The sequence below is a fragment of the Klebsiella aerogenes genome, from assembly GCA_029027985.1.
Lineage (GTDB): Bacteria > Pseudomonadota > Gammaproteobacteria > Enterobacterales > Enterobacteriaceae > Klebsiella > Klebsiella aerogenes_A.
Window position 1 is genome coordinate 1,691,789 of record CP119076.1, and the last position, 23,469, is coordinate 1,715,257.

20 protein-coding genes are annotated in these 23,469 nt (G+C 41.5%); 18 read left to right on the forward strand and 2 right to left on the reverse strand.

The features are described 5' to 3' along the window. Positions 1-15: 15 nt before the first annotated feature. The 14 genes from PYR66_07980 (at position 16) to ugd (ending at position 17,035) form a co-directional block, all read left to right on the forward strand. The gene (locus PYR66_07980) at positions 16-2,184 is read left to right on the forward strand and encodes a polysaccharide biosynthesis tyrosine autokinase (GenBank protein ID WEF29639.1); all 2,169 of its coding nucleotides are present in this window, start codon (positions 16-18) and stop codon (positions 2,182-2,184) included. Between the two features lie 171 nt (positions 2,185-2,355). Beyond that, the gene (locus tag PYR66_07985; protein WEF29640.1) at positions 2,356-3,564 is read left to right on the forward strand and encodes a DUF6369 family protein; all 1,209 of its coding nucleotides are present in this window, start codon (positions 2,356-2,358) and stop codon (positions 3,562-3,564) included. Between the two features lie 11 nt (positions 3,565-3,575). Beyond that, positions 3,576-5,012 carry an oligosaccharide flippase family protein gene (locus PYR66_07990; GenBank protein WEF29641.1) on the forward strand — a complete coding sequence of 479 codons (1,437 nt, stop codon included), beginning with the start codon at positions 3,576-3,578 and terminating at the stop codon, positions 5,010-5,012. Between the two features lie 7 nt (positions 5,013-5,019). Beyond that, positions 5,020-6,162, forward strand: a complete 1,143-nt coding sequence (locus PYR66_07995) for a polysaccharide pyruvyl transferase family protein (protein ID WEF29642.1) — start codon at positions 5,020-5,022, stop codon at positions 6,160-6,162. Continuing rightward, positions 6,128-6,973, forward strand: coding sequence for a hypothetical protein (locus PYR66_08000; protein ID WEF29643.1), 846 nt, complete (start codon positions 6,128-6,130; stop codon positions 6,971-6,973). The genes PYR66_07995 and PYR66_08000 overlap by 35 nt, the downstream gene beginning before the upstream one ends. Then, a complete protein-coding gene (locus PYR66_08005) occupies positions 6,957-7,505 on the forward strand; it encodes an acyltransferase (GenBank protein WEF29644.1) in 549 nt (182 codons plus the stop codon). The genes PYR66_08000 and PYR66_08005 overlap by 17 nt, the downstream gene beginning before the upstream one ends. Before the next feature lie 67 nt (positions 7,506-7,572). Next, positions 7,573-8,505, forward strand: coding sequence for a glycosyltransferase (locus PYR66_08010; GenBank protein ID WEF29645.1), 933 nt, complete (start codon positions 7,573-7,575; stop codon positions 8,503-8,505). Positions 8,506-8,517: 12 nt separating this feature from the next. After that, complete coding sequence (locus tag PYR66_08015; protein WEF29646.1) at positions 8,518-8,964, forward strand: hypothetical protein; 447 nt, start codon at positions 8,518-8,520, stop codon at positions 8,962-8,964. After that, positions 8,964-9,458, forward strand: coding sequence for a glycosyltransferase (locus PYR66_08020; GenBank protein WEF29647.1), 495 nt, complete (start codon positions 8,964-8,966; stop codon positions 9,456-9,458). Before PYR66_08015 ends, PYR66_08020 begins: the two co-directional genes overlap by 1 nt. Before the next feature lie 244 nt (positions 9,459-9,702). Continuing rightward, on the forward strand, positions 9,703-11,106 hold the full coding sequence (wcaJ, locus tag PYR66_08025) for an undecaprenyl-phosphate glucose phosphotransferase (GenBank protein ID WEF29648.1): 1,404 nt from the start codon (positions 9,703-9,705) through the stop codon (positions 11,104-11,106). A 163-nt stretch (positions 11,107-11,269) separates the two neighbouring features. Continuing rightward, positions 11,270-12,676: an NADP-dependent phosphogluconate dehydrogenase gene (gene gndA, locus PYR66_08030; GenBank protein WEF29649.1), complete on the forward strand. Its 1,407-nt coding sequence runs from the start codon at positions 11,270-11,272 to the stop codon at positions 12,674-12,676. A 219-nt stretch (positions 12,677-12,895) separates the two neighbouring features. Then, the gene (locus PYR66_08035) at positions 12,896-14,311 is read left to right on the forward strand and encodes a mannose-1-phosphate guanylyltransferase/mannose-6-phosphate isomerase (protein ID WEF29650.1); all 1,416 of its coding nucleotides are present in this window, start codon (positions 12,896-12,898) and stop codon (positions 14,309-14,311) included. 22 nt (positions 14,312-14,333) lie between these two features. Then, entirely contained in the window at positions 14,334-15,704 is a 1,371-nt protein-coding gene (cpsG, locus tag PYR66_08040; GenBank protein ID WEF29651.1) for a phosphomannomutase CpsG, read from the forward strand. 164 nt (positions 15,705-15,868) lie between these two features. Then, positions 15,869-17,035 carry a UDP-glucose 6-dehydrogenase gene (gene ugd, locus PYR66_08045; protein WEF29652.1) on the forward strand — a complete coding sequence of 389 codons (1,167 nt, stop codon included), beginning with the start codon at positions 15,869-15,871 and terminating at the stop codon, positions 17,033-17,035. Between the two features lie 200 nt (positions 17,036-17,235). Here ugd and PYR66_08050 read toward each other — a convergent pair whose 3' ends face one another. Continuing rightward, positions 17,236-17,355, reverse strand: a complete 120-nt coding sequence (locus PYR66_08050; GenBank protein WEF29653.1) for a small membrane protein — start codon at positions 17,353-17,355, stop codon at positions 17,236-17,238. A 340-nt stretch (positions 17,356-17,695) separates the two neighbouring features. Next, positions 17,696-18,700 (reverse strand): NAD-dependent epimerase, encoded by a 1,005-nt coding sequence (locus PYR66_08055; protein ID WEF29654.1) that lies wholly within the window; start codon positions 18,698-18,700, stop codon positions 17,696-17,698. A 909-nt stretch (positions 18,701-19,609) separates the two neighbouring features. On the opposite strand from PYR66_08055, the gene rfbB reads away from it, so the two are divergent. From rfbB to rfbC, 4 genes are all read left to right on the forward strand, one after another. Then, the gene (rfbB, locus tag PYR66_08060) at positions 19,610-20,674 is read left to right on the forward strand and encodes a dTDP-glucose 4,6-dehydratase (GenBank protein ID WEF29655.1); all 1,065 of its coding nucleotides are present in this window, start codon (positions 19,610-19,612) and stop codon (positions 20,672-20,674) included. 14 nt (positions 20,675-20,688) lie between these two features. Next, on the forward strand, positions 20,689-21,558 hold the full coding sequence (gene rfbA / locus PYR66_08065; protein ID WEF29656.1) for a glucose-1-phosphate thymidylyltransferase RfbA: 870 nt from the start codon (positions 20,689-20,691) through the stop codon (positions 21,556-21,558). Between the two features lie 31 nt (positions 21,559-21,589). Then, positions 21,590-22,480, forward strand: coding sequence for a dTDP-4-dehydrorhamnose reductase (rfbD, locus tag PYR66_08070; protein ID WEF29657.1), 891 nt, complete (start codon positions 21,590-21,592; stop codon positions 22,478-22,480). A gap of 429 nt (positions 22,481-22,909) precedes the next feature. Then, positions 22,910-23,461 (forward strand): dTDP-4-dehydrorhamnose 3,5-epimerase, encoded by a 552-nt coding sequence (gene rfbC / locus PYR66_08075; protein WEF29658.1) that lies wholly within the window; start codon positions 22,910-22,912, stop codon positions 23,459-23,461. Positions 23,462-23,469 lie beyond the last annotated feature (8 nt).

Consider the following 23,469-nt stretch of genomic DNA (forward strand, 5'->3'; position numbering starts at 1 on the left):
ATCAGGAATTAGGTCATGTCATCAGCAACTAACAAAACGAATGTAAACGATGCGAGTGAAATAGATTTATCTAGATTAGTTGGAGAGTTAATCGATCATCGAAAGTTAATTATTTCGGTAACTTCATTATTTACATTATTAGCAATTGTTTATGCACTTTTTGCGACCCCAATATATCAAGCCGATGCTCTCGTTCAGGTTGAACAGAAGCAAGCTAATGCTATACTAAGTAATTTAAGTCAAATGCTTCCTGACAGCCAACCCCAATCTGCTCCAGAAATTGCATTATTACAATCTCGAATGATTCTAGGTAAAACTGTCGACGATTTAAACTTACAAACTGAAATTCAGCAAAATTATTTCCCTTTAATTGGGCGTGGCATAGCACGGATTACTGGTAAAGAAAGTGGAGAGGTTTCAATCTCACATTTATATATGCCTCTATCTGAGAATAGTGATCAGCCATCAGAGTTGACGCTAAAGTTTTTAGGGGGGAATAGATACTTACTATCAGGTGATGATTTTAGTATTAATGGAAGAGTAGGTGAATTAATAGATGGCAAAGGCATCTCAATAAAAATTGATAAAATAAATGCCGAAATTGGTACTGAATTCACAATTAACTATGTTTCTAGACTGCAAGCAATAACTGAGTTGCAGAAATATCTTAATGTCACTGATCAAGGAAAAGATACAGGTATTTTAAATGTTTCACTGGTTGGTGATGATGCTTCATTAATTAAAAAAATTGTAGATAGTATTACTAATAATTATTTGGCTCAAAATATTGCAAGGCAAGCAGCACAAGATGCAAAAAGTTTAGAGTTTTTAGGTAATCAACTACCCAAAGTTCGAAACGAACTTGATTTGGCTGAGGATAAACTGAATGCATACCGTAAACAAAATGACTCCGTGGATTTATCCCTAGAAGCAAAATCAGTTCTTGATCAAATTGTTAATGTGGACAATCAGTTAAATGAATTGACGTTTAGAGAGTCTGAAATATCACAGCTTTATACTAAAGAACACCCGACATATAAAGCATTAATGGAGAAGAGAAAAACATTACAAGATGAGAAATCTAAACTAAATAAACGCGTTTCAGCAATGCCGGAAACACAGCAAGATATACTTCGATTGAGCCGAGATGTTGAGTCTGGGCGTGCAGTATATATGCAATTACTCAATCGTCAGCAAGAGTTAAATATTGCAAAATCAAGTGCTATAGGTAACGTACGCATTATTGATGAAGCTGTAACTCAGCCAAAACCCGTCAGACCTAATAAAATACTGGTAGTGTTAATCGGTATGATCCTCGGGGGGATTATATCTGTTGGCTTGGTTCTGGTTCGGGTGTTCTTACGCCGAGGGATTGAAACACCAGAGCAATTAGAAGAGTTAGGCATTAATGTCTATGCAAGCATACCTGTTTCAGAAGAATATGCTAAGAAAGTAGATAAAACTCGAGGTTGGCGTAATAACAAGCCTGAGCAAAAAAATGTTTTCTTGGCATTGGATAACCCTGCCGATTTAGCTATAGAAGCAATTAGAGGGCTTAGGACTAGTCTTCATTTTGCAATGATGGAAGCTAGGAATAATGTACTGATGATTTCTGGGGCAAGCCCGAACGCAGGAAAAACTTTTGTTAGCTCTAACTTAGCAGCAGTTATTTCACAAACAGGCAAGAAAGTACTCTATATTGATGTGGACATGCGTAAAGGGTACACACATAAGTTATTCAACGTGAATAATGATAATGGACTTTCAGATATATTATCTGGAAAAATCGAGCTATCGAAAGCTATAAAGAGAATAGACTCAGTTGGTTTTGACTTTATATCAAGAGGAATGGTGCCCCCGAATCCTGCTGAGTTGCTGATGCACCGCCATTTCGGAGAGCTAATTAATTGGGCTAGTTCGCATTATGATATCGTTGTTCTGGACACCCCTCCAATTTTGGCGGTGACAGATGCGGCAATAATAGGTAACTATGCTGGCACCACACTGTTGATCGCACGATTTGAACAGAATACAGCCAAAGAAATTGAAATTAGCGTTAAGAGATTTGAGCACAGCGGTGTCGGTGTGAAAGGTTGTATACTCAATGGCGTTGTGAAGAAAGCAAGTAGCTATTATTCATATGGATATAGTAGCTACGGGTATTCATATACAGATAAAAAATAGTTATTAATATATCAGGTAGTTCTGTGACGAATTACCTGATTTTTTTAGTAGATGTTTTTAATTCTCATAAACTCATAAAAATTGCCATAAGGTAAATAAAAGGAAAATGAATGATAATTAATTATATTACAAGAATGGGTGTGGGAAAAAAATATAATAGGAATTAAGAAAATGGCTTTTATACTTTTTTCGATGTTCATTGTATTCTCGGCCATGGTATTGATCGGATCACCAAATAAATCTTTTTTTATATTTCTTTTGATCATTTCCATTATACCTACAGGAAACTCCTATGCCGATTTCATATCACTACAAGGGGTGTATTATTTTGACTTTTATCTGATCGGGTTGTTTTTCCTTTTACTGAAAAGCATGAGTTGTTCTAATGGAAAAAATATTACTATTCCGTACTCGACCATTTTTGGAGTTTTTACTTACCTATGTGTTATACTAGTATCAATCATCGCTGATAATATTTTAGATAAATATCTTTTAAAAGATATTCGACCAATTATAATGATTTTTACAGCTATGTATTTCTCTGGGTTAGTACTGAGGATAGATAGCTATAATAAAAATACGATCTTGAAAATTCTATTTATAATGTTTATGTTTAGCATTATTCATCTGATATTACCGAAGCTTGGAGTATCAGTGTATAAAGATGAATATTATGAAGATAATTCCTATAGATATCTTGATGCATCAACTTATGTTGCAGCAATATACATTATCAATTATTTTACTAGCAACATGAAGAATGAATGTGGAAAATGGGCTAGATTATGTTTCTATGCAGCAATTATCTGTGTTCTTGTCGGTAACTCCCGCTTTATGCTTTTGGCGATTTTCGCAAGTGTTATATTTGTTAGTTTTAAAGATGTAAAGAAAGCGATTATATACTCCCTATCTGCCGTTCTTATTGCTGGCCTGTTTTTAGGGGTAAGCGTTTATGTTGGTGCCGATAGGGTAGTTAGTGGATTTTCAGGTGATGTTTTGCTCTTCCAGATTACTAATAGATTCTCACCTGCGTTAAGTTTAATAGATGAAATGTCGTGGTATAACTATATTTTCGGATTTGGTGCTGGAACATATTTTGATATTCCATGGTTTGCATATCGTGGCCTTGAAACCCAAAATATTTCCGTTGATAGCTTATATTTAACAATGTATGTTAAATATGGGGTGTTTGGGTTTATGTTCATTGCCTTGTTTACAAAGGTTGCAGTTAATGGTCTTGAAAGAACGGTAAAAAAGGCTGTTATAATATTTTGTTTAATAATGTATTTTGTGTCAGCAATACCTTATCACCCTTATTCCTTAGGAATTATTGTTGGGGGAGCAGTTATGATATTACTTAATAGAAAACAAGTTGTATAAGGTATATGCGTATGCAAAATAGTTCAATTTTATCAAGGTTGCTGAAAGACTCAACCTGGAGCATGATTTCAACCTTTGCTAATAAGGTTTCATTTGTTATTGTCGGAATTATTGTTGCCAGAACTCTAGGGGCCGAAAAATTTGCGATATTTGCGATAATACAAAGTGTAGTAGTGATGCTGGCAAATGTCTTCTCCCAATCGATAACAACAGCTACTTCTAAACATATAGCTGAATATATCGAATTTGATAAGAATAAAGTAGGTGCGGGAACAGTAATAACATTAATTTTTTCTATATTATTTGCATCCGCTGTTTATTTTTTTGCTAGTTGTTTTCCTAATGAATTTTCTGTATATCTGCTGTTCCATGAGGACTATTTGATATTCGTTGGCAGTACAGCTTATATTATTGTGCTTACGATCGGGTTGGGTTGGATTCAAGGTGTTTTTTCCGGTTTTAGAAGCTTTAAATTAAATGCAGCTGTTAATTTACTTTATGCAGGTATATCAATATTATTAGCATATATATTGACATCTAAATATGATATTGGTGGGGCATTTTATAGTGTTATTATTAGTCAGTCTGTAACTCTCATTATAAGTGCTTTTTTAATATTTATTTTGTTCAAAAAAAATAATGTAAAATTTATTATTAAAGGTTCATGGCGGGAGAGGGGCGTTATTACCCTTGTAGGATTACCAGTTTTCCTAACTGGTATAATTGTTGCCCCTATTACGTGGTATTCTAATAAGTTGCTATCACTTCTTTCTGACGGGCTTAATCAACTTGCGATTTTTTCTGCATCGATGCAATGGAGTTCTATTTTTACGCAAGTCTCCGTTGTGTTGGGCGCTGTTTTAATTCCTGTATTGGCAGCAAATAAAAATAAAAATAATGAGTTGCTAGATAGAGTTAATTTTTATTCGAGTTGGCTTTTTACGATAATATGTACAGTGCCTCTTATTATATTTGTTGATTTCTTTGTTAAAATTTATGGGAAATTTAACTTAACTTATGATTTTAAAGTTAGTGTGATATTTGTATTGCTTAGCGCAATTTTGACATCATTTAAGGGCGGTGTTGCTAGGAAAATCATCATATTAAATCTGTCTTGGTTCAGTGTGTTGAGTAACTTGGGGTGGGCATTTATATTTGTTGCATTAACTTGGAAAACGAAAAAGTATGGGGCCGTTGGAATCACTGGTGCATTATTTTTTTCGCAATTAATACATTTTATAATTACGATGCCTTATTTTTTAAAAAGAAAAATCATTGCAGTATCTTTGGTATTTAATATTCATGTATTAACTTTGGTTTTTGTTCCTATAGCTTCTATATATTTTAGCTTTAGAATCGAAAACCTTGCTGTTAAAACTACAGCGTGTGTTGTTCTGGTTCTTTTTTCAGTATTCAAATCTATAGATTTGATAAAATTAAGGAAGTAAGTCATTCATGAAAAAAAATAAAGTATATATTCGTGGCGCATATGCTCCAGGTAATATTGGTGATGATGTATTGATGCTGAGTGTTATAAATATTGTGAAAAAAGTAGTGCCAGAAAAACACATTTCAGTAGGGGTTGAACATCCATCGCTAGCCAGGAAATATAATGCAAATATTGACTGGATACATATAAAAAAGCCTATATCGGCAGACGTTGTTGTATTTGGTGGAGGCGGACAATTTTTTTCATTCAATCCACCTCCGGGGATAAAATCGAGTTTTATTTCTAAAGTTGTAAAATCTATTAAAGCCCAAGAAAACTTATTTACTGCGCTAGAACGACTGAAAGTATCCCTATGTGGCGGGTTAGATAAAATTTATATGCCAAGGAAACTTGCTGCATTTTGTATTGGCTTGGGACCATTTGATAATCACGGCAAGGGATATCAGCGTGCAGTTGAAATAATAAATAAATGTGACTATATTTCGGTTAGAGATGATAAAAGTAGAGCTTATTGCAAAATGCTTGGCAATGAATCCGTTTCTGAATTTACTGATCCTACTTTATTATCTGATATTTGGTATCCCAATCAAATTAAAAAACCATATTACTCTGATAAAGGATATATCTCGATTGTTTTAAGAGATTGGCCACATGATAAAAATGGACAAGATTTTACTAAGGAATTGATTAAATTTGGTAATTATTTAATTGATAATGGTGAAAAGGTTCGATTCGTATCAGTGTACAAGGAGCGTGAAGAGGAGTTAATTGCAAACAATAGTAATGTTGACTGGTTGATTTGGGACGCAAGAAACTACTCAATAGTTGAATTCATGGATGAATTTGTTGGCAATAGCGAAGTCATTATTAGCTCGCGAGCTCATGGTGTGCTGCTTCCTGCATCTTTAGGTGTACCAACAATTGCTGTTGCAATTGAGAATAAACTATTGAAAGTTCATGATATGATTTCCGATGGAAATATTATAGTGAAGATACCGGATCATAAAGCTTTTGATGAGGCATTGGTATGTTTCAGGGAAGAGAAGGAACAGTTAAGAGCCAATTTAGGGAAAGAGATAACTAAAAATCATCAAAAGGTAAAAGATGCAATTGATGAATTTACAAAATGGCTTAAAGATAACGTTTGATCTTTACGTTATTTATATAATCTTATCTTTGCTAATGCCTAGGAAATCTTTAGCTGAGGAGTTAAATTTTAAAGACCTAGGTCTTAAGGGAACTTTAAATAAGAATATTCTAAATCATAATGGAGTGCGAAATTATTATATATTTGATGAAATCGAAGGAGCATTTAGGGTGTATTACCCCGCGGGTTCTTTTGATCCTCAATCGATGAAAAATAAACACCTTCCATATGGAGGCATGAATTTTAAATGGACACCATTTTATAATAAGAAGAGGGACTGTGTCATTGTGCAGTATGCTGTTCGCTTTCCAAAATCTTTTGATTTTGTTAAAGGGGGAAAACTACCTGGCCTATATGGAGGAAATGGAAACACAGGAGGAAAAATACCGAATGGATATGATGGGTTCAGTGTTCGTTTACTTTGGGAAGAGAATGGTATGGGGAGAGTTTATGCTTATCTTCCTCAGACAGACAAAAAAAAGAAGTGGGGGGTAGGATTATCTGGCCCGCCGTGGTTTTATACTCGCGGGAAATGGCAAAGTATAACACTTAAAATCAAGCTCAATACAGTGAATATCCATGATGGGATTGTGAAATTATGGGTTGACAATAGGTTGGTTCTTGATAGGCGTGATATTTTCTTCAGAAGAACCCGTGATTTAAAAATCGATGGTGTCCTATTTTCAACTTTTTTTGGTGGCAATAATTCTAGTTTCGCTCCAATGGAACTTCAATATATTGACTTCAAAAATATTAAGATATCTGATTGGTTTTCAAAGCAAATGAGATGTGATCATGATGAAACTAATTAAGTTGAATGTAAAAAAAATGGTTATAAGTTTTTTTAACTCTGTTTTGTCACTATCGACATTTTTTAGCATTAGACGATTCGTGCTACGTATCTTATTTAGAGCTACAGTAGGAAATAAGAGTACAGTGCATCGAAGAGTTAAAATATTTGATATTGGTTGTTTATCAATAGGTAAGCATTCAACAATTAACTACGGTTGCTATCTGGATAATAGAGGTGGCTTGGAAATTGGTGATAATGTAAATATCTCCCATTGCGTCAAGATTTATACAATGGGTCATGATTTAAATGATCCATTTGCGAACCTTGTAAAAGGAAGAGTACAAATTGGTTCGAATGTATGGATTTTCCCTAATGTATTGATAATGCCAGGAGTTACTCTTTCTGAAGGGGCTGTAATATATCCAGGAAGTATAGTAACAAAAAACATTCCTAGCTATGAGGTTTGGGGGGGGAGCCCGGCCAGATTTATATGTCATAGAAAGCGTGACATTAAATATGATGCATCTTTTCCTGTTTGGTTTGCCATTTAATATTTAAGAGGTGTCTGTGAGATCCGTTATGATTGCATGGGTTGGCTTTCAACGAAGAGCTGATGTTATGAAAGAATTTTGGGGATATAGTGATCATTATATTACTACGAGATATAAACATAAGTTTTTAAAACCACTTGATTATCTCATAAAAATAACAAAGACTATATATATATTGGCAAGCGAAAAACCAGATGTAGTATGGATGCAATTACCACCTACATTTATGATTTTTGTTGGGATTGCTTACAAGCGCCTAAGAAGACGCAGTGTATTTTTGGTTGGTGACTTCCATAATAGTGCATTAAGACCAAAGTGGTTTAATTTTCCATTTGTCCGTTCTGCGCTTAATAAAATAGATGCTCTTATTGCCCATAATGAACAGGTTAAAACGGAGTTGATATCTAAAGGTATTAGTGAAACAAATGTTTTTGTTCTTGAAGATATGCCTTTCTCATATTCAGTTGGGGATATTGAACCTGTAAAAAACACAGTTTTATTTCCTTGTTCATTTGATGTCGATGAGCCCCTTGATGTCGTTCTTCACGCTGCGAAAAAACTTCCACATATAACTTTTAATATTACTGGAAACCATGACGGAAAAATCTCTTGCGATGTAATAAATTCAGCTCCCGCTAATGTAGTATTTACTGGATATTTAACTAAAAAAGCCTACGATGATTTATTCTTATCTAGCAGCGTAATTTTGGGGTTGACTACACGTGATAATGTGCAACTAAGTGTTTCTAATGAAGCTTTAAGTGCTGATAAACCGATGGTTTTATCAGATACTACAACTCTTCGGAACTTATTTGGTGATGCTGCGATTTTTGTTGAATCGCTTAATGCTAGATCTATCAGTATGGGTTGCGCTTATGCTGTAGAGCATACCCAGGAATTACATGTTAAAACTAAGATATTAAAGTCAGAGCGTAAGGATAGATGGAAACATCAGGCTGAGAAAGTAAAAAGCAAGATAACAGATTTTGATACAATGTGATGAGGGTATAGGATGAGGCGGATTTTATTTGTTAGTTCTGGTGGTGGGCATTGGGTTCAGTTGACGAGAATAATTAAAGAGCTAAAACTGGGAGAACATGAGTTTTATATCGCCTCTACTGTTGATGGGATTAATTTTTTAGGGAAAGATGTAAAGAAATTACCTGATTTTAATAAGAGCAAACCACTCAAAACATTGATAGGTAGTATTATAATACTTCAGTATATATTTAATATAAGGCCTGCATTAGCCATTTCAACAGGGGCTGCTCCTGGACTTTTATGTTTACTCTTTACCAGGCTATTGGGAGGAAAAACTATTTGGATTGATAGTATAGCAAACACCGAAAAATTATCTTTGTCTGGGAATATAGCACGAATGTTTAGTAATCAGGTCTTGACACAATGGGAACATCTTGGTAATGGTGAAAAAGTTAGCTACCATGGGCGGGTCATATAATGATTTTTTGCAGTGTAGGCACGCAACTTCCTTTTTCTAGATTATTGGATTATTTATATCGCTGGTCTGAATTCATAAACAAACAGCAAGAGAGAATAGTCATACAATCCGGTGATAAGGTTAATGTTAAAAGGCTTGAGAATGTTTCAGTCATAGACTTTGTCTCTGAGGAGGAATTTTCAAAGTATATTGATGAATGTTCTGTTGTTATTTCTCATGCTGGGATGGGGAATATAATTAGAGCTATTGAACTAAATAAGCCGATAGTAATTGTTCCTCGACTTAGTTCATTGAATGAGCATAGGAATGATCACCAAACTGATTCTGCGAACCGATTCTCTTCGTTAAGTAATGTATTTGTGGCAAATGACTTTGATTCCTTTTGTAAAGCCATTGAGTTAGTCGGTGGCTATGGTGACAACAAAAACGAAACTGCTTACCCTGAACGAGATAAATTAATAAAATATCTTAATTCGCAAATATCCCTTCTATAATAATGCAGGTTTTATTTTTTGATTTTAGTTTTGTAATATACGACAGTTAAGTTTATCACTTTTTAAGTGATAAACGATATTAGTTCCCGTATGCTTATAACTCAATCACACTGAAGCCATTTGTTGACGATAGTAAAAATGCCTAGTTAAACATGTGGTTATATTATTGATAGGATTATTGAATTAGGATGTATATATAGATTGGTTTTGGGATTATGCAAGTCTATATCTAAAGGAAATTCTCATGTCTACTTTTAACCATCGCAATCGTTCAAATGCCAATGCCTCATTGATTTCAATGGCTCAGCGTTTCTCGGATGTGATTATAATATTTGCTGGGTTGTATTTGGTTTGTATAATTCATTCTATAAAAAATGACTATCATTATATAGTGATGCCATTATTGGCATTGGCTATATTTCAGATGATAGGGGGAATTACTGATTTTTATCGTTCATGGCGCGGAGTCGCTTTTTCCACTGAATTCATCTTAATTCTTAAAAACTGGTCACTTTGCTCTTTAATTACCTTAGGGCTTTTGTCTTTAGATCCATCTACAGAGATGACATTTTATTTTTTTATCCAGTGGTATTTGTTTGTCAGCGTCGGTTTTTTTGCTTGTCGTTTATTTATTCGTTTGCTTGCAGGCATTCTTCGGAAGCTTGGTTATAATACCAGAAGAGTGGCAGTTGTTGGATCCTTACCCGCAGGGATTAATTTGCTAAAAGGCTTTATTGAGGAACCTTGGCTCGGCTTTGTTGTCAATGGTATATATGATGATGAACCACGAAACGACATTGATTATGAAAATATTCCATATGCTGGAACCACGGAAGAATTAATTAAAAATGCGCGGGAGGGGAGGATTGACAGAATTTATATTGCGATGAGCATGAAGGATGAAGTGAAAATTAGAACTATCGTTAGTCAATTAGCTGATACAACGTGTTCGGTTCTTTTGATTCCTGACATTTTTACCTTTAACATCCTTCAGTCGAGGACTGAGGAAATTAATGGTTTACCAGTTGTGCCACTATTTGACTCGCCTTTGAATGGTATTAATATGGTGTTCAAACGGCTTGAGGATATTTTAGTTTCTTCGATTATTCTGCTATTGATTTCGCCAATTCTTTTAATGATCTCATTGGCGGTCAAGTTCAGTTCTAATGGCCCAGTTATATTTAGACAAATCAGATATGGCATGGATGGCAAACCTATACAGGTTTGGAAATTTCGCTCTATGACTGTAATGGAAAACGATGATAAGGTCGTTCAGGCTACCAAAGATGATATCCGAGTTACGAAAGTTGGCAAGTTTTTGCGGAGCACCTCTCTCGATGAACTCCCCCAGTTTTTCAATGTGTTGTTTGGGCAAATGTCTGTTGTAGGACCGAGACCTCATGCAGTTTCTCATAATGAGCAGTACCGTACTCTGATTCAAGGTTATATGCTTCGACACAAAGTGAAACCTGGCATTACGGGGTTAGCACAAATAAATGGTTGGCGTGGTGAAACTGATACACTTGAAAAGATGGAAAAAAGAATTGAGTTTGACTTGCTATACATTCGTGGATGGAGCATTTGGCTCGATCTCAAAATAATTTTTCTAACTATTTTTAAGGGTTTTATAAATAAATCAGCATATTAGTTTTTGAATTTATATCCCTCATTGTTCATTTCTAGCTCTATAGGGTTATGTTTCATGTTAGCTAATGAATTTTCGCTATGAGAGCCCTGTGCTTTGAGCTAACATAATCATCACATTTAAGCTGTGAATTTGTCGCAGTGACCACACCAGACAGGAGTATGTAATGTCCAAGCAGCAGATCGGGGTTGTCGGTATGGCAGTGATGGGGCGCAACCTTGCGCTCAACATCGAGAGCCGTGGTTATACTGTCTCCGTTTTCAACCGCTCCCGTGAAAAGACTGAAGAAGTGATTGCCGAGAACCCGGGTAAGAAGCTGGTCCCACATTATACAGTTCAAGAGTTTGTTGAATCACTCGAAACCCCGCGCCGTATCTTGTTAATGGTGAAAGCAGGGGCAGGCACTGATAGTGCCATCAACTCCCTGAAACCATATCTGGACAAGGGTGACATCATCATTGATGGTGGCAATACCTTCTTCCAGGACACCATTCGCCGTAATCGTGAGCTTTCAGCGGAAGGTTTCAACTTCATCGGTACTGGCGTATCCGGTGGGGAAGAGGGGGCACTGAAAGGTCCTTCAATCATGCCTGGCGGGCAGAAAGAAGCTTACGAGCTGGTTGCTCCAATTCTTAAGCAGATTGCAGCTGTCGCAGAAGATGGCGAGCCGTGCGTAACCTACATTGGTGCGGATGGGGCTGGTCATTATGTCAAAATGGTGCACAACGGTATTGAATATGGAGACATGCAACTAATTGCAGAAGCCTATGCGTTGCTGAAAGGCGGTCTGACATTGTCTAATGAGGAGTTGGCACAGACTTTTGCCGAATGGAACAAAGGTGAATTAAATAGTTACCTGATTGATATAACCAAAGATATCTTCACCAAGAAGGATGAAGAAGATAAATACCTCGTCGACGTGATTCTTGATGAAGCCGCGAACAAAGGCACCGGTAAGTGGACCAGCCAGAGCTCACTAGACCTGGGTGAACCATTATCTCTGATTACCGAATCCGTATTTGCTCGATATATCTCCTCCCTGAAAGAGCAGCGTGTTGCAGCTTCAAAGATCCTTACCGGGCCGCAAGCGAAGACTGCAGGCGATAAATCAGAGTTTATCGAGAAAGTTCGTCGCGCATTGTATCTGGGCAAAATCGTCTCTTACGCGCAGGGTTTCTCACAACTGCGCGCAGCGTCTGATGAATACAACTGGGATCTGAACTACGGCGAGATCGCTAAAATTTTCCGTGCAGGGTGTATCATCCGCGCTCAGTTCCTGCAGAAGATCACTGATGCCTATGAGCAAAATGCTGACATTGCTAACCTGCTACTAGCTCCTTACTTCAAGCAAATCGCCGATGATTATCAACAAGCGCTTCGCGATGTCGTTGCTTACGCTGTGCAGAATGGCATTCCGGTTCCGACCTTCTCTGCGGCCATCGCTTACTACGATAGCTATCGTTCTGCAGTTCTGCCTGCAAACCTGATTCAGGCACAGCGTGACTATTTCGGTGCTCATACTTATAAGCGTACCGATAAAGAAGGTGTATTCCATACCGAGTGGTTAGATTAATTCGCTGATAATAACAACCTGACGAGAGTCAGGTTGTTATTTAATTAGATTGTGTAGTATTTAATTAAAATTAATCCTCTTATCGAACGTATTATAACCTGCTATTCCACCTCTATATCAAGTTTTCTTCTTTTACGATTTTAGTTGAATTTGTAAAAGAAGAAGTCATCATGTTCCATAACGTCATATTTAATATTTCATTTTATTAAGGATTGTATCATGTTACTTCCTGTGATTATGGCTGGTGGTACGGGTAGCCGTCTGTGGCCTATGTCTCGTGAACTCTATCCAAAACAGTTTCTCCGGCTGTACGGACAGAACTCCATGTTGCAGGAAACCATTTCCCGCCTCTCCGGACTGGATATTCATGAACCCATGGTTATCTGTAACGAGGAGCACCGTTTTCTGGTGGCCGAACAGCTGCGACAGCTCAATAAGTTGTCGAAAAATATCATTCTTGAGCCGGTTGGCCGCAATACTGCCCCGGCGATTGCCCTCGCAGCCTTGCAGGCCACGCAGAATGGTGACGACCCACTGATGCTGGTGCTGGCGGCGGACCATATCATTAATAATCAGCTGGTTTTCCACGACGCTATCCGCGTGGCGGAGCAGTACGCGCAGGCCGGCCACCTGGTGACCTTCGGTATCGTGCCGAACACCCCGGAAACCGGCTATGGCTATATCCAGCGCGGCGACGCGCTGGGGCAGGGGGAACACACCCCTTATCAGGTCGCCCGTTTTGTGGAGAAGCCTGACCTGGAGCGTGCACAGGCCTATCTTGCCTCCGGCGAATATTACTGGAACAGCGGCATGTTTATGTTCCGGGCGAAAAAGTATCTCTCCGAGCTGGCAAAATTCCGTCCGGATATTCTGGAAGCCTGTACGGCCGCTGTCCGGGCCGCCGACTGCGGCAGCGACTTTATCAGTATCCCGCATGACGTGTTCAGCGTCTGTCCGGATGAGTCCGTTGACTATGCAGTGATGGAAAAGACCGCCGATGCGGTGGTGGTGGGGCTGGATGCGGACTGGAGCGATGTCGGCTCCTGGTCTGCTCTGTGGGACGTCAGCCCGAAAGATGAGCAGGGCAATGTGATGACCGGGGATGCCTGGGTACACAACAGCCAGAACTGCTATATCAACAGTGACGAGAAGCTGGTGGCGGCTATCGGCGTTGAGGACCTGGTGATTGTCAGCACCAAGGATGCAGTGCTGGTAATGAACAAAAACCGTTCCCAGGACGTGAAAAAGGTCGTGGAGTACCTGAAGACCAACCAGCGCAGCGAATACAAACGCCACCGCGAAATTTACCGGCCATGGGGACGTAGTGATGTTGTGGTGCAGACTCCACGCTTTAATGTCAACCGCATCACCGTCAAGCCAGGTGGAGCGTTCTCCATGCAGATGCATCACCACCGTGCCGAGCACTGGGTGATCCTTGCGGGTACGGGGCAGATAACGGTCAACGGTAAGCAGTTCCTGCTCACTGAAAACCAGTCTACGTTTATTCCCATAGGTGCTGAACATTGTCTGGAAAACCCTGGACGTATCCCGCTGGAAGTGCTGGAAATTCAATCTGGATCCTATCTGGGCGAAGACGACATTATTCGTATTAAGGACCAGTACGGTCGTTGCTAATTTGTATTTAAGGATTAAATAGATGGCACAATTAAACTGTTTTAAAGCCTACGATATTCGCGGTGAACTGGGCGAAGAATTAAACGAAGATATCGCCTATCGCATAGGGCGTGCTTACGGCGAGTTCCTGAAGCCAAAACAGGTTGTGGTGGGCGGCGATGTCCGACTGACCAGCGAGTCCCTGAAGCTGGCTCTGGCGAATGGCCTGATGGATGCGGGAACCGACGTGCTGGATATTGGTCTGAGCGGCACTGAAGAAATTTACTTTGCTACCTTCCATCTGGGTGTGGATGGCGGGATAGAGGTGACGGCGAGCCACAACCCGATGAACTATAACGGGATGAAGCTGGTGCGGGAAAACGCGAAACCCATCAGCGGCGATACCGGGTTGCGCGATATTCAGCGTCTGGCGGAAGAGAACCAGTTTGCGCCAGTGGACGCATCCCGTCGCGGCACGCTGCGCCAGGTTTCGATTCTTCAGGCGTACGTGGACCACCTGATGGGCTACGTGAACCTGGCCAACTTTACCCGTCCGCTGAAGCTGGTGGTTAACTCCGGCAACGGCGCAGCCGGGCATGTGATTGATGAAGTGGAAAAACGTTTTGCGGCTGCGGGCGTACCGGTGACCTTTGTTAAGGTGCATCACCAGCCGGACGGCAACTTTCCGAACGGTATCCCGAACCCACTGCTGCCGGAGTGCCGCCAGGACAGCGCGGACGCGGTGCGCGAGCACGGTGCGGATATGGGCATCGCCTTTGATGGTGACTTCGACCGCTGTTTTATGTTTGATAATGATGCGGAATTTATTGAAGGGTATTATATCGTTGGACTGCTGGCGGATGCATTCCTGCAGAAGCAGCCAGGTGCAAAAATTATCCATGACCCACGGCTGACGTGGAACACAATGGATATCGTGACCCGCAGCGGTGGAATACCAGTGATGTCAAAGACGGGACATGCGTTCATTAAAGAGCGGATGCGCCAGGAGGACGCGATTTACGGCGGGGAGATGAGTGCGCATCACTATTTCCGTGATTTCGCCTACTGCGACAGCGGGATGATTCCGTGGCTGCTGGTGGCGGAGCTGCTGTGTGTGAAGAACAGCCCGTTGAAGGAGTTGGTAGCGGATCGCCAGGAAGCCTTTCCTGCTTCCGGTGAAATAAACCGTAAGCTTGCGAACGCAGGAGCGGCGATTGCTCGCGTCCGTGAATGCTTTGAGGCGGATGCCGTTAACGTGGATACCACTGACGGTATCAGTATTGAATACCCAGAGTGGCGTTTTAACCTGCGTAGCTCGAACACCGAGCCGGTGGTACGTCTCAACGTGGAGTCAAAAGCAGACAATGCTTTAATGAAGGCCAAAACAGAAGAATTATTAAATCTTCTTAAATAGAACTTATTCTGCATCAGAGCTATAAAGTCTGATATGTAGGGCTGCGCGTCACTTTATGGCTCTTTCTTGACATCCCATCTTCTCGAGAGTAAAACCGCCACAAGTGTTGATTACCAGGGTGGCTAATATGCTACCGTCCAGTTAACTGATTAAAGTGTGATCGAATGAAAATTACTATTTCCGGTACAGGCTATGTAGGATTATCAAATGGCGTACTGATCGCCCAACACCACGAAGTGGTTGCACTAGATATCGTACCAGCCAAAGTTGATATGCTTAACCAGAAGATCTCCCCGATTGTGGACAAAGAGATTCAGGAATATCTGGCAGAAAAACCGTTAAACTTCCGTGCCACCACGGATAAACACGACGCGTATCGTAATGCCGACTACGTTATCATTGCTACTCCGACTGACTACGATCCAAAAACAAACTATTTCAATACCTCCACGGTGGAAGCCGTTATCCGTGATGTCACGGAGATCAATCCGAACGCGGTGATGATCATAAAATCGACCATCCCGGTTGGTTTCACCCGTGATATCAAAGAACGTTTAGGGATTGATAATGTTATTTTCTCCCCTGAGTTCTTGCGTGAAGGTCGTGCTTTGTACGACAATTTGCATCCGTCGCGTATTGTGATCGGTGAGCGTTCAGCACGGGCCGAACGTTTTGCAAATCTGTTAAAAGAAGGTGCGATCAAGCAGGATATCCCAACCCTGTTTACCGATTCGACTGAAGCGGAAGCGATCAAACTATTCGCTAATACCTACCTTGCTCTACGCGTTGCGTATTTCAACGAACTGGACAGCTATGCTGAAAGCCAGGGACTCAATAGTAAGCAGATCATTGAAGGTGTATGCCTGGATCCGCGTATTGGGAACCACTATAACAACCCATCCTTTGGCTATGGTGGTTACTGCTTACCAAAAGACACCAAGCAGTTGTTGGCGAACTATGAGTCGGTACCAAACAATATTATTTCTGCTATTGTCGATGCTAACCGAACCCGAAAAGATTTTATTGCTGATTCTATTCTGGCTCGTAAACCAAAAGTCGTTGGCGTATATCGTCTGATTATGAAGAGTGGGTCAGATAATTTCCGCGCTTCCTCCATTCAGGGGATCATGAAAAGAATTAAGGCAAAAGGGATCCCTGTTATTATCTATGAACCAGTGATGAAAGAAGATGAATTCTTCAACTCGCGTGTGGTTCGGGATCTTGATGCTTTCAAACAAGAAGCTGATGTCATCATCTCTAACCGTATGGCGGAAGAGTTAGACGATGTACAGGATAAAGTCTATACTCGCGACCTGTTCGGTAATGACTGATTAACCTCTCTTGATGGTAGTACGCTAAATAGTGCTGTTTAGCGACTACCATCAAAAATCTGGTGTTCCTCTTTGTATCCTCTCCAGCAAACCTACCATTGCCCCTTTAAATAAGCCAATAAATACCTGAGAGTATTGTATGCAGCAGATGCGATATGCTGGTATCAATACCCCCACTATCCCGATGTTTGAAAATGTACCTATCTTCTCTTTGTGAAAGTAAGTTTATTTTTTCTTCTGTCTTTTATATAAGAAAAAAGGGAAAAGACGGCAGTAGCTAAAAGTATGGCAGCGATAACTAAGAAAAATAGATTCTCCATAATTTTTACCAGAGTATGAGTGTTGATATGCTCCATTACGGTAAACATAATGGCTGGCTATGCTGTGCGGCATTGTCTCTGACAATATACCCTGGTTTTGAGAATAATCCTATATCCAGTTTGCTTATGGGGGTAGCAGTTTAAAATTCTCCGTAGGAATAGCAGTGAAGCATATTGTATGTGTTCTAAATTAGAATAGAGCAAAAAGACAATGAATAAAGAACCAAAAGAGAATTTAATCGATAGGTATGATTATGACGGCCAAATGAATATTATATGGAACATAATAATGTAACAGAACCGCTATCTGGCCAGAACGGTTCTGTCTCCGAAATGACTATTAGACGGTATAATACCCTTTATACCACTCCACGAAGTTTTTTACTCCTTCCTTGACCGTGGTTTGCGGTTTGAAACCAACAAGGTCATACAGCGGCTGTGTTTCAGCGCTGGTCTCCAGCACATCGCCAGGCTGCATCGGCATCATGTTTTTCTTCGCTTCCATCCCCATAGCCTCTTCCAGCGCAGTAATGTAGTCCATCAATTCGACCGGTGAGCTGTTACCGATGTTGTACACCCGAAAAGGTGCTGAACTGGTTGCCGGTGAGCCGGTTTCAACAGTCCAATTTGGATCTGCCTGAGGAATTACATTCTGGACGCGGACTACGGCCTCTGCAATATCATCAATATAGGTGAAATCGCGTTTCATCTTGCCATAGTTGTATACGTCGATACTTTTCCCTTCCAACATGGCTTTCGTAAATTTAAATAAGGCCATGTCCGGGCGTCCCCACGGCCCATATACGGTGAAGAATCGCAGCCCGGTGGTTGGGATACCGTAAAGGTGTGCGTAGGTATGCGCCATCAACTCATTGGCTTTTTTAGTCGCGGCATACAGCGATACCGGGTGGTCGACAGAATCATCGGTCGAGAACGGCATCTTTCGGTTTAAACCATAAACTGAACTGGATGAGGCGTAGACCAAATGCTGCACTTTATGATGGCGGCAGCCTTCCAGAATATTGAGAAAGCCCATCAGGTTCGCGTCGGCATAGGCATGTGGGTTTTCCAACGAGTAGCGCACTCCAGCCTGTGCGGCGAGGTGTACGACACGATCAAACTTTTCTGCAGCGAAAAGTTTCGCCATACCTTCGCGATCGGCAATATCCAGTTTGACGAAACTGAATAAGGGATAATCCAGAAGGTCCAGCCGAGCTTGCTTAAGGTTAACATCATAGTAGTCATTCATGTTATCGATACCGATAACGGTATGACCAGCCTCAAGAAGGCGCTGACTGACATGGAAGCCGACAAAGCCTGCAGCTCCAGTGACCAAAAATTTCATTCTTTCCTCCGGGATTGTTTTTCCCCGTTATACATAACCACCGATTTTACACTGGCTTGGGGTTTGGGTCATCCGCTTTGCTTTTGCCGGGAAAGAGTAACACCGAAGGTGTATTTGTCATGGTTTAAAATGGTTATCCAGGCAAATGAAATTTATTATCACTAAGGCTTTTTTGCTTTCAAATTATTGTTTTATTTGTGTATTTTTATGAGTTAATCGGCTGGTGTGGTTTACAAAAGATAAAAACTATGCCGTCGTTGACCTGCTCCCCGTCGATTAATACATCGTGATATCAGAAGGTATATATTTTGAGCGTTACAGCGATGAATTGTATATTGGTTTTAATAATTGTTAGCAATCTATCGATTACAAACTCATCGAATCATAACATTATGATTGTATTGGCAAATATCATTTTTTGGTTTTTTTGAACAGCATTCCTATCTTATGCATTTTCATTTTTATTCTTGTAGAGCAGGGTTATAATGCGGGCTGCTGGGGAGCAGGAATGCGACTTTTTCTTGATTCAACACTTTGATATATATGAAAAATGAGTGATAATTCAACTCTATAGACTCAGTGTCTTCCCTACGGGAGTAAGTCATTGCATTAAATTGGCTAATTGAGAAAGTCCTGATAGTACGAATGGGATGAAAACTGGACAGTAGCGTGGCCCAACCATAATAAAAGTAAACCCCTTGTTTAACCAGTCACTGTTTTAGTCGTTGGTTGAGAAGGGGGGAAAGAGGGCACAGATGCTAGCTGTTTGGAACGGTGCTCTGGCACCATCCAGGCATAACAACACAAATTATGACGCGCTTTGGTTGCGATAGCCAATGGCGGTAGCGTGCCTTCAATTTATGACGGTGCCGGTAAATGTGTTTAACTAATTGAAAGTTGAGATAAAGTATGAAGATCCTTGTCACCGGTGGTGCCGGTTTTATTGGCTCAGCCGTTGTTCGTCATATCATTGAAAATACCCAGGATACAGTGCGCGTCATGGATTGTCTGACTTATGCCGGCAACCTTGAGTCACTGAGCCCAGTGGCCGGTAATGCGCGTTACTCTTTTTCTCAGACCGATATTACTGATGCCGATGCAGTAGCCGTTCAGTTCAATGATTTCCAGCCGGATATCGTGATGCACCTTGCAGCGGAGAGCCATGTTGACCGCTCCATTGATGGCCCGGCAGCGTTTATCCAGACTAACCTGATTGGGACCTTCACACTGCTGGAAGCCGCCCGTCAGCACTATGTGTCGCTGCCTGATGAGAAAAAACAGAGCTTCCGTTTCCATCACATTTCCACTGATGAAGTGTATGGCGACCTGCATGGCACGGATGATCTGTTTACCGAAACGACTCCCTACGCGCCAAGCAGTCCGTACTCAGCTTCGAAGGCTGGCAGCGATCACCTGGTCCGCGCCTGGAACCGTACCTACGGCCTGCCGGTGGTGGTGACTAACTGCTCTAACAACTATGGCCCGTACCACTTCCCGGAAAAACTGATCCCTTTGACCATCCTCAACGCTCTGGCGGGTAAACCACTGCCGGTGTACGGCAATGGTGAGCAGATCCGCGACTGGCTGTATGTTGAAGATCATGCTCGCGCGCTATATAAAGTTGCGACACAAGGGCTGAGCGGTGAAACCTATAACATTGGTGGTCATAACGAGCGTAAAAACATTGATGTTGTGCGTACCATCTGTGCCATTCTGGATAAGATCGTGGCGGACAAACCGGGCAACATCAGCCAGTTCGCCGACCTCATCACCTTTGTCACCGACCGCCCAGGACACGACCTACGTTATGCCATCGATGCGACGAAAATCCAGCGTGATCTGGGCTGGGTGCCGGAAGAGACCTTTGAAAGCGGGATCGAGAAAACAGTCCACTGGTATCTGAATAATCGCACCTGGTGGCAGCGTGTTCTGGATGGTTCTTACGCTGGCGAACGTCTTGGCCTGAATAATTAAAGAAGGATCTGCAAATGAAAGGTATTGTTCTGGCCGGTGGTTCCGGTACTCGTCTGTATCCGATTACGCAGGGCGTCTCCAAACAACTGCTGCCGATTTACGATAAGCCAATGATTTTCTACCCAGTATCGGTACTGATGCTGGCGGGTATTCGCGATATTCTGGTCATTACCACGCCGGAAGATATGCCAGCATTCCAGCGCCTGCTGGGCGATGGTTCTCAGTTTGGCGTCAATTTCAGTTATGCCATTCAACCGTCGCCAGATGGTCTGGCGCAGGCCTTTATTATTGGCGAGAAATTTATCGGCAATGATTCCTGCGCACTGGTATTGGGTGACAATATCTATTTCGGTCAGAGTTTTGGTAAGAAATTGGAAGCCGCTGCAGCGAAAACATCAGGTGCTACCGTTTTCGGTTATCAGGTGTTGGATCCGGAACGTTTCGGCGTGGTGGAGTTTGATGAAAACTACAAGGCGCTGTCGATAGAAGAGAAACCGCTGAAGCCGAAATCCGATTGGGCTGTCACCGGACTCTATTTCTACGATAACAATGTCGTAGAAATGGCTAAAGAGGTGCGTCCTTCTGCGCGCGGTGAGCTGGAAATCACGACCCTGAACCAAATGTATCTGGCGCGCGGCGACCTGCAGGTTGAGCTGTTGGGGCGTGGGTTTGCCTGGCTGGATACGGGTACCCATGACAGCCTGATTGAAGCATCACAGTTTATTCATACCATCGAAAAACGCCAGGGTATGAAAGTGGCCTGTCTGGAAGAAATAGCGTATCGCAATAAATGGTTGTCGGCGGAAGGCGTAGCGGCTCAGGCTGAACGTCTTAAGAAGACGGAATATGGTGCCTATCTGAAGCGCCTGCTGAATGAAGATTAATCGTCCTTCCGGCAATGACAGGATACAAATAATGAAGATTTTACTGATTGGCAAAAATGGTCAGGTGGGCTGGGAGCTACAGCGCGCATTATCCACGTTAGGTGAAGTGGTGGCAGTCGATTATTTCGATAAAGGTCTTTGCGGCGATCTGACGAATCTGGAAGGGATAGCGGAGACCGTACGTTCGGTAAAACCAGACGTTGTGGTTAATGCTGCTGCTCATACGGCGGTAGATAAGGCGGAAAGTGAACGTGAACTTTCTGACCTACTGAATGAGAAAGGCGTAGCGGTTCTGGCTAAAGAGTCGGCTAAGCTTGGCGCATTGATGGTCCATTACTCCACTGACTATGTCTTTGATGGAGAAGGTAACCATTATCGTCGGGAAGATGAGACTACGGGCCCGCTGAATGTTTATGGTGAAACTAAGCGCGCGGGAGAAATTGCGCTGGAGCAGGCTAATCCCCGCCATTTAATATTCCGTACCAGCTGGGTGTATGCCACCCGCGGCGCCAATTTTGCCAAAACTATGTTGCGTCTGGCGGGTGAGAAAGAAACCTTGTCCATTATTAATGATCAGCATGGTGCTCCAACGGGCGCTGAACTGCTGGCAGACTGCACGGCGATTGCTATCCGCGAAGAGATGGGTAATAAGGCCGTAGCCGGGACTTATCATCTCGTTGCGAGCGGTGAAACCAGTTGGTACGACTACGCGCGTTTTGTGTTTGACGTGGCGAAGGAGCATGGTGCTGAATTAGTTATCCAGGAAGTGAAGGGTATTCCGACAACTGCTTACCCGACGCCAGCAAAGCGACCACTGAATTCACGTCTGTCGAATGAGAAATTCCAACAGGCGTTTGGTGTGACGCTCCCGGACTGGCGTCAGGGTGTTGAGCGTGTGGTGACTGAAGTACTGGGTAAGTAAGCGAATATTATTAATGAGTAAAGCAGACGCTTCGGAGTAGAGTTTGCTAAGAAAGATCAACCCAAATCATTGAATAGTTGTCTCTAACGGCAGCGTATGCTGTGGACGGTTCCAGGGGATAAACCAAAACTCTGCGGGGCATAGTATGTTCACCTGCCACCGTTAGAGGATATAGAAACCGTGTGATAAATTTTTAAGATTCTCTGAATCTGAATGGTGGGAATACCATCACACAATGGTTGATAACGTATTATTATAACTATGTAATAGGATTCAGGTATCTGGAAGAAACCATATTTTATTTATCATTTATTTTGACTACCCCATAACAGAATAATTTCAGACTTGATGTTCAGCCTCTTATGCAACCCTTCAGTATTGTAGGAAATGGTTGGATGCAAGCATTAAAACTTACAAGAGTTAACTCTAATGAAAGTTATTGATACAGATATTGTTGATGTGAAAATTATTGAGCCGACGGTCTTTGGCGACGAACGGGGATTTTTTATGGAGACCTGGAATCAAACTCGATTCGAAGAGTTTGTGACGGGTAAAAAGACTAATTTTGTTCAGGATAATCATTCTAAATCCAAAAAAGGAATCCTTCGAGGACTCCATTTTCAAAGTGAAAACACGCAGGGGAAACTTGTGCGTGTGGGGGCAGGGGTTGTATTTGATGTCGCTGTTGACCTTCGCAAGGACTCACCAACTTGTGGGAAGTGGGTTGGCGTTGAGTTATCCGCTGAAAACAAGCGTCAGTTATGGATCCCTGAAGGATTCGCACATGGCTTTTACGTGTTGTCTGAAAGCGCTGAGTTTATTTATAAATGCACTGATTACTACAATCCCAAAGCGGAACATTCAATTATCTGGAACGATTCAGATTTGAATATAACCTGGCCAATTGATGAGGAATATCAATTACTATTGTCTGATAAAGACATGCAGGGCATATCATTTAAAAAATTTATGGCAATTTGAGGATAGTA

What these genes read in the sequence shown, in the direction of transcription:
- PYR66_08010 (WEF29645.1), top strand. Translation starts at nt 7,573, where the DNA reads ATGAAAGAATTTTGGGGATATAGTGATCATTATATTACTACGAGATAT.
- ugd (WEF29652.1), top strand. Translation starts at nt 15,869, where the DNA reads ATGAAAATTACTATTTCCGGTACAGGCTATGTAGGATTATCAAATGGC.
- PYR66_08050 (WEF29653.1), bottom strand. Translation starts at nt 17,355, where the DNA reads ATGGAGAATCTATTTTTCTTAGTTATCGCTGCCATACTTTTAGCTACT.
- PYR66_08035 (WEF29650.1), top strand. Translation starts at nt 12,896, where the DNA reads ATGTTACTTCCTGTGATTATGGCTGGTGGTACGGGTAGCCGTCTGTGG.
- rfbB (WEF29655.1), top strand. Translation starts at nt 19,610, where the DNA reads ATGAAGATCCTTGTCACCGGTGGTGCCGGTTTTATTGGCTCAGCCGTT.
- PYR66_07985 (WEF29640.1), top strand. Translation starts at nt 2,356, where the DNA reads ATGGCTTTTATACTTTTTTCGATGTTCATTGTATTCTCGGCCATGGTA.
- PYR66_08015 (WEF29646.1), top strand. Translation starts at nt 8,518, where the DNA reads ATGAGGCGGATTTTATTTGTTAGTTCTGGTGGTGGGCATTGGGTTCAG.
- PYR66_08000 (WEF29643.1), top strand. Translation starts at nt 6,128, where the DNA reads ATGAATTTACAAAATGGCTTAAAGATAACGTTTGATCTTTACGTTATT.
- wcaJ (WEF29648.1), top strand. Translation starts at nt 9,703, where the DNA reads ATGTCTACTTTTAACCATCGCAATCGTTCAAATGCCAATGCCTCATTG.
- cpsG (WEF29651.1), top strand. Translation starts at nt 14,334, where the DNA reads ATGGCACAATTAAACTGTTTTAAAGCCTACGATATTCGCGGTGAACTG.
- gndA (WEF29649.1), top strand. Translation starts at nt 11,270, where the DNA reads ATGTCCAAGCAGCAGATCGGGGTTGTCGGTATGGCAGTGATGGGGCGC.
- PYR66_07995 (WEF29642.1), top strand. Translation starts at nt 5,020, where the DNA reads ATGAAAAAAAATAAAGTATATATTCGTGGCGCATATGCTCCAGGTAAT.
- rfbD (WEF29657.1), top strand. Translation starts at nt 21,590, where the DNA reads ATGAAGATTTTACTGATTGGCAAAAATGGTCAGGTGGGCTGGGAGCTA.
- PYR66_07980 (WEF29639.1), top strand. Translation starts at nt 16, where the DNA reads ATGTCATCAGCAACTAACAAAACGAATGTAAACGATGCGAGTGAAATA.
- PYR66_08005 (WEF29644.1), top strand. Translation starts at nt 6,957, where the DNA reads ATGATGAAACTAATTAAGTTGAATGTAAAAAAAATGGTTATAAGTTTT.
- rfbA (WEF29656.1), top strand. Translation starts at nt 20,689, where the DNA reads ATGAAAGGTATTGTTCTGGCCGGTGGTTCCGGTACTCGTCTGTATCCG.
- PYR66_08020 (WEF29647.1), top strand. Translation starts at nt 8,964, where the DNA reads ATGATTTTTTGCAGTGTAGGCACGCAACTTCCTTTTTCTAGATTATTG.
- PYR66_07990 (WEF29641.1), top strand. Translation starts at nt 3,576, where the DNA reads ATGCAAAATAGTTCAATTTTATCAAGGTTGCTGAAAGACTCAACCTGG.
- rfbC (WEF29658.1), top strand. Translation starts at nt 22,910, where the DNA reads ATGAAAGTTATTGATACAGATATTGTTGATGTGAAAATTATTGAGCCG.
- PYR66_08055 (WEF29654.1), bottom strand. Translation starts at nt 18,700, where the DNA reads ATGAAATTTTTGGTCACTGGAGCTGCAGGCTTTGTCGGCTTCCATGTC.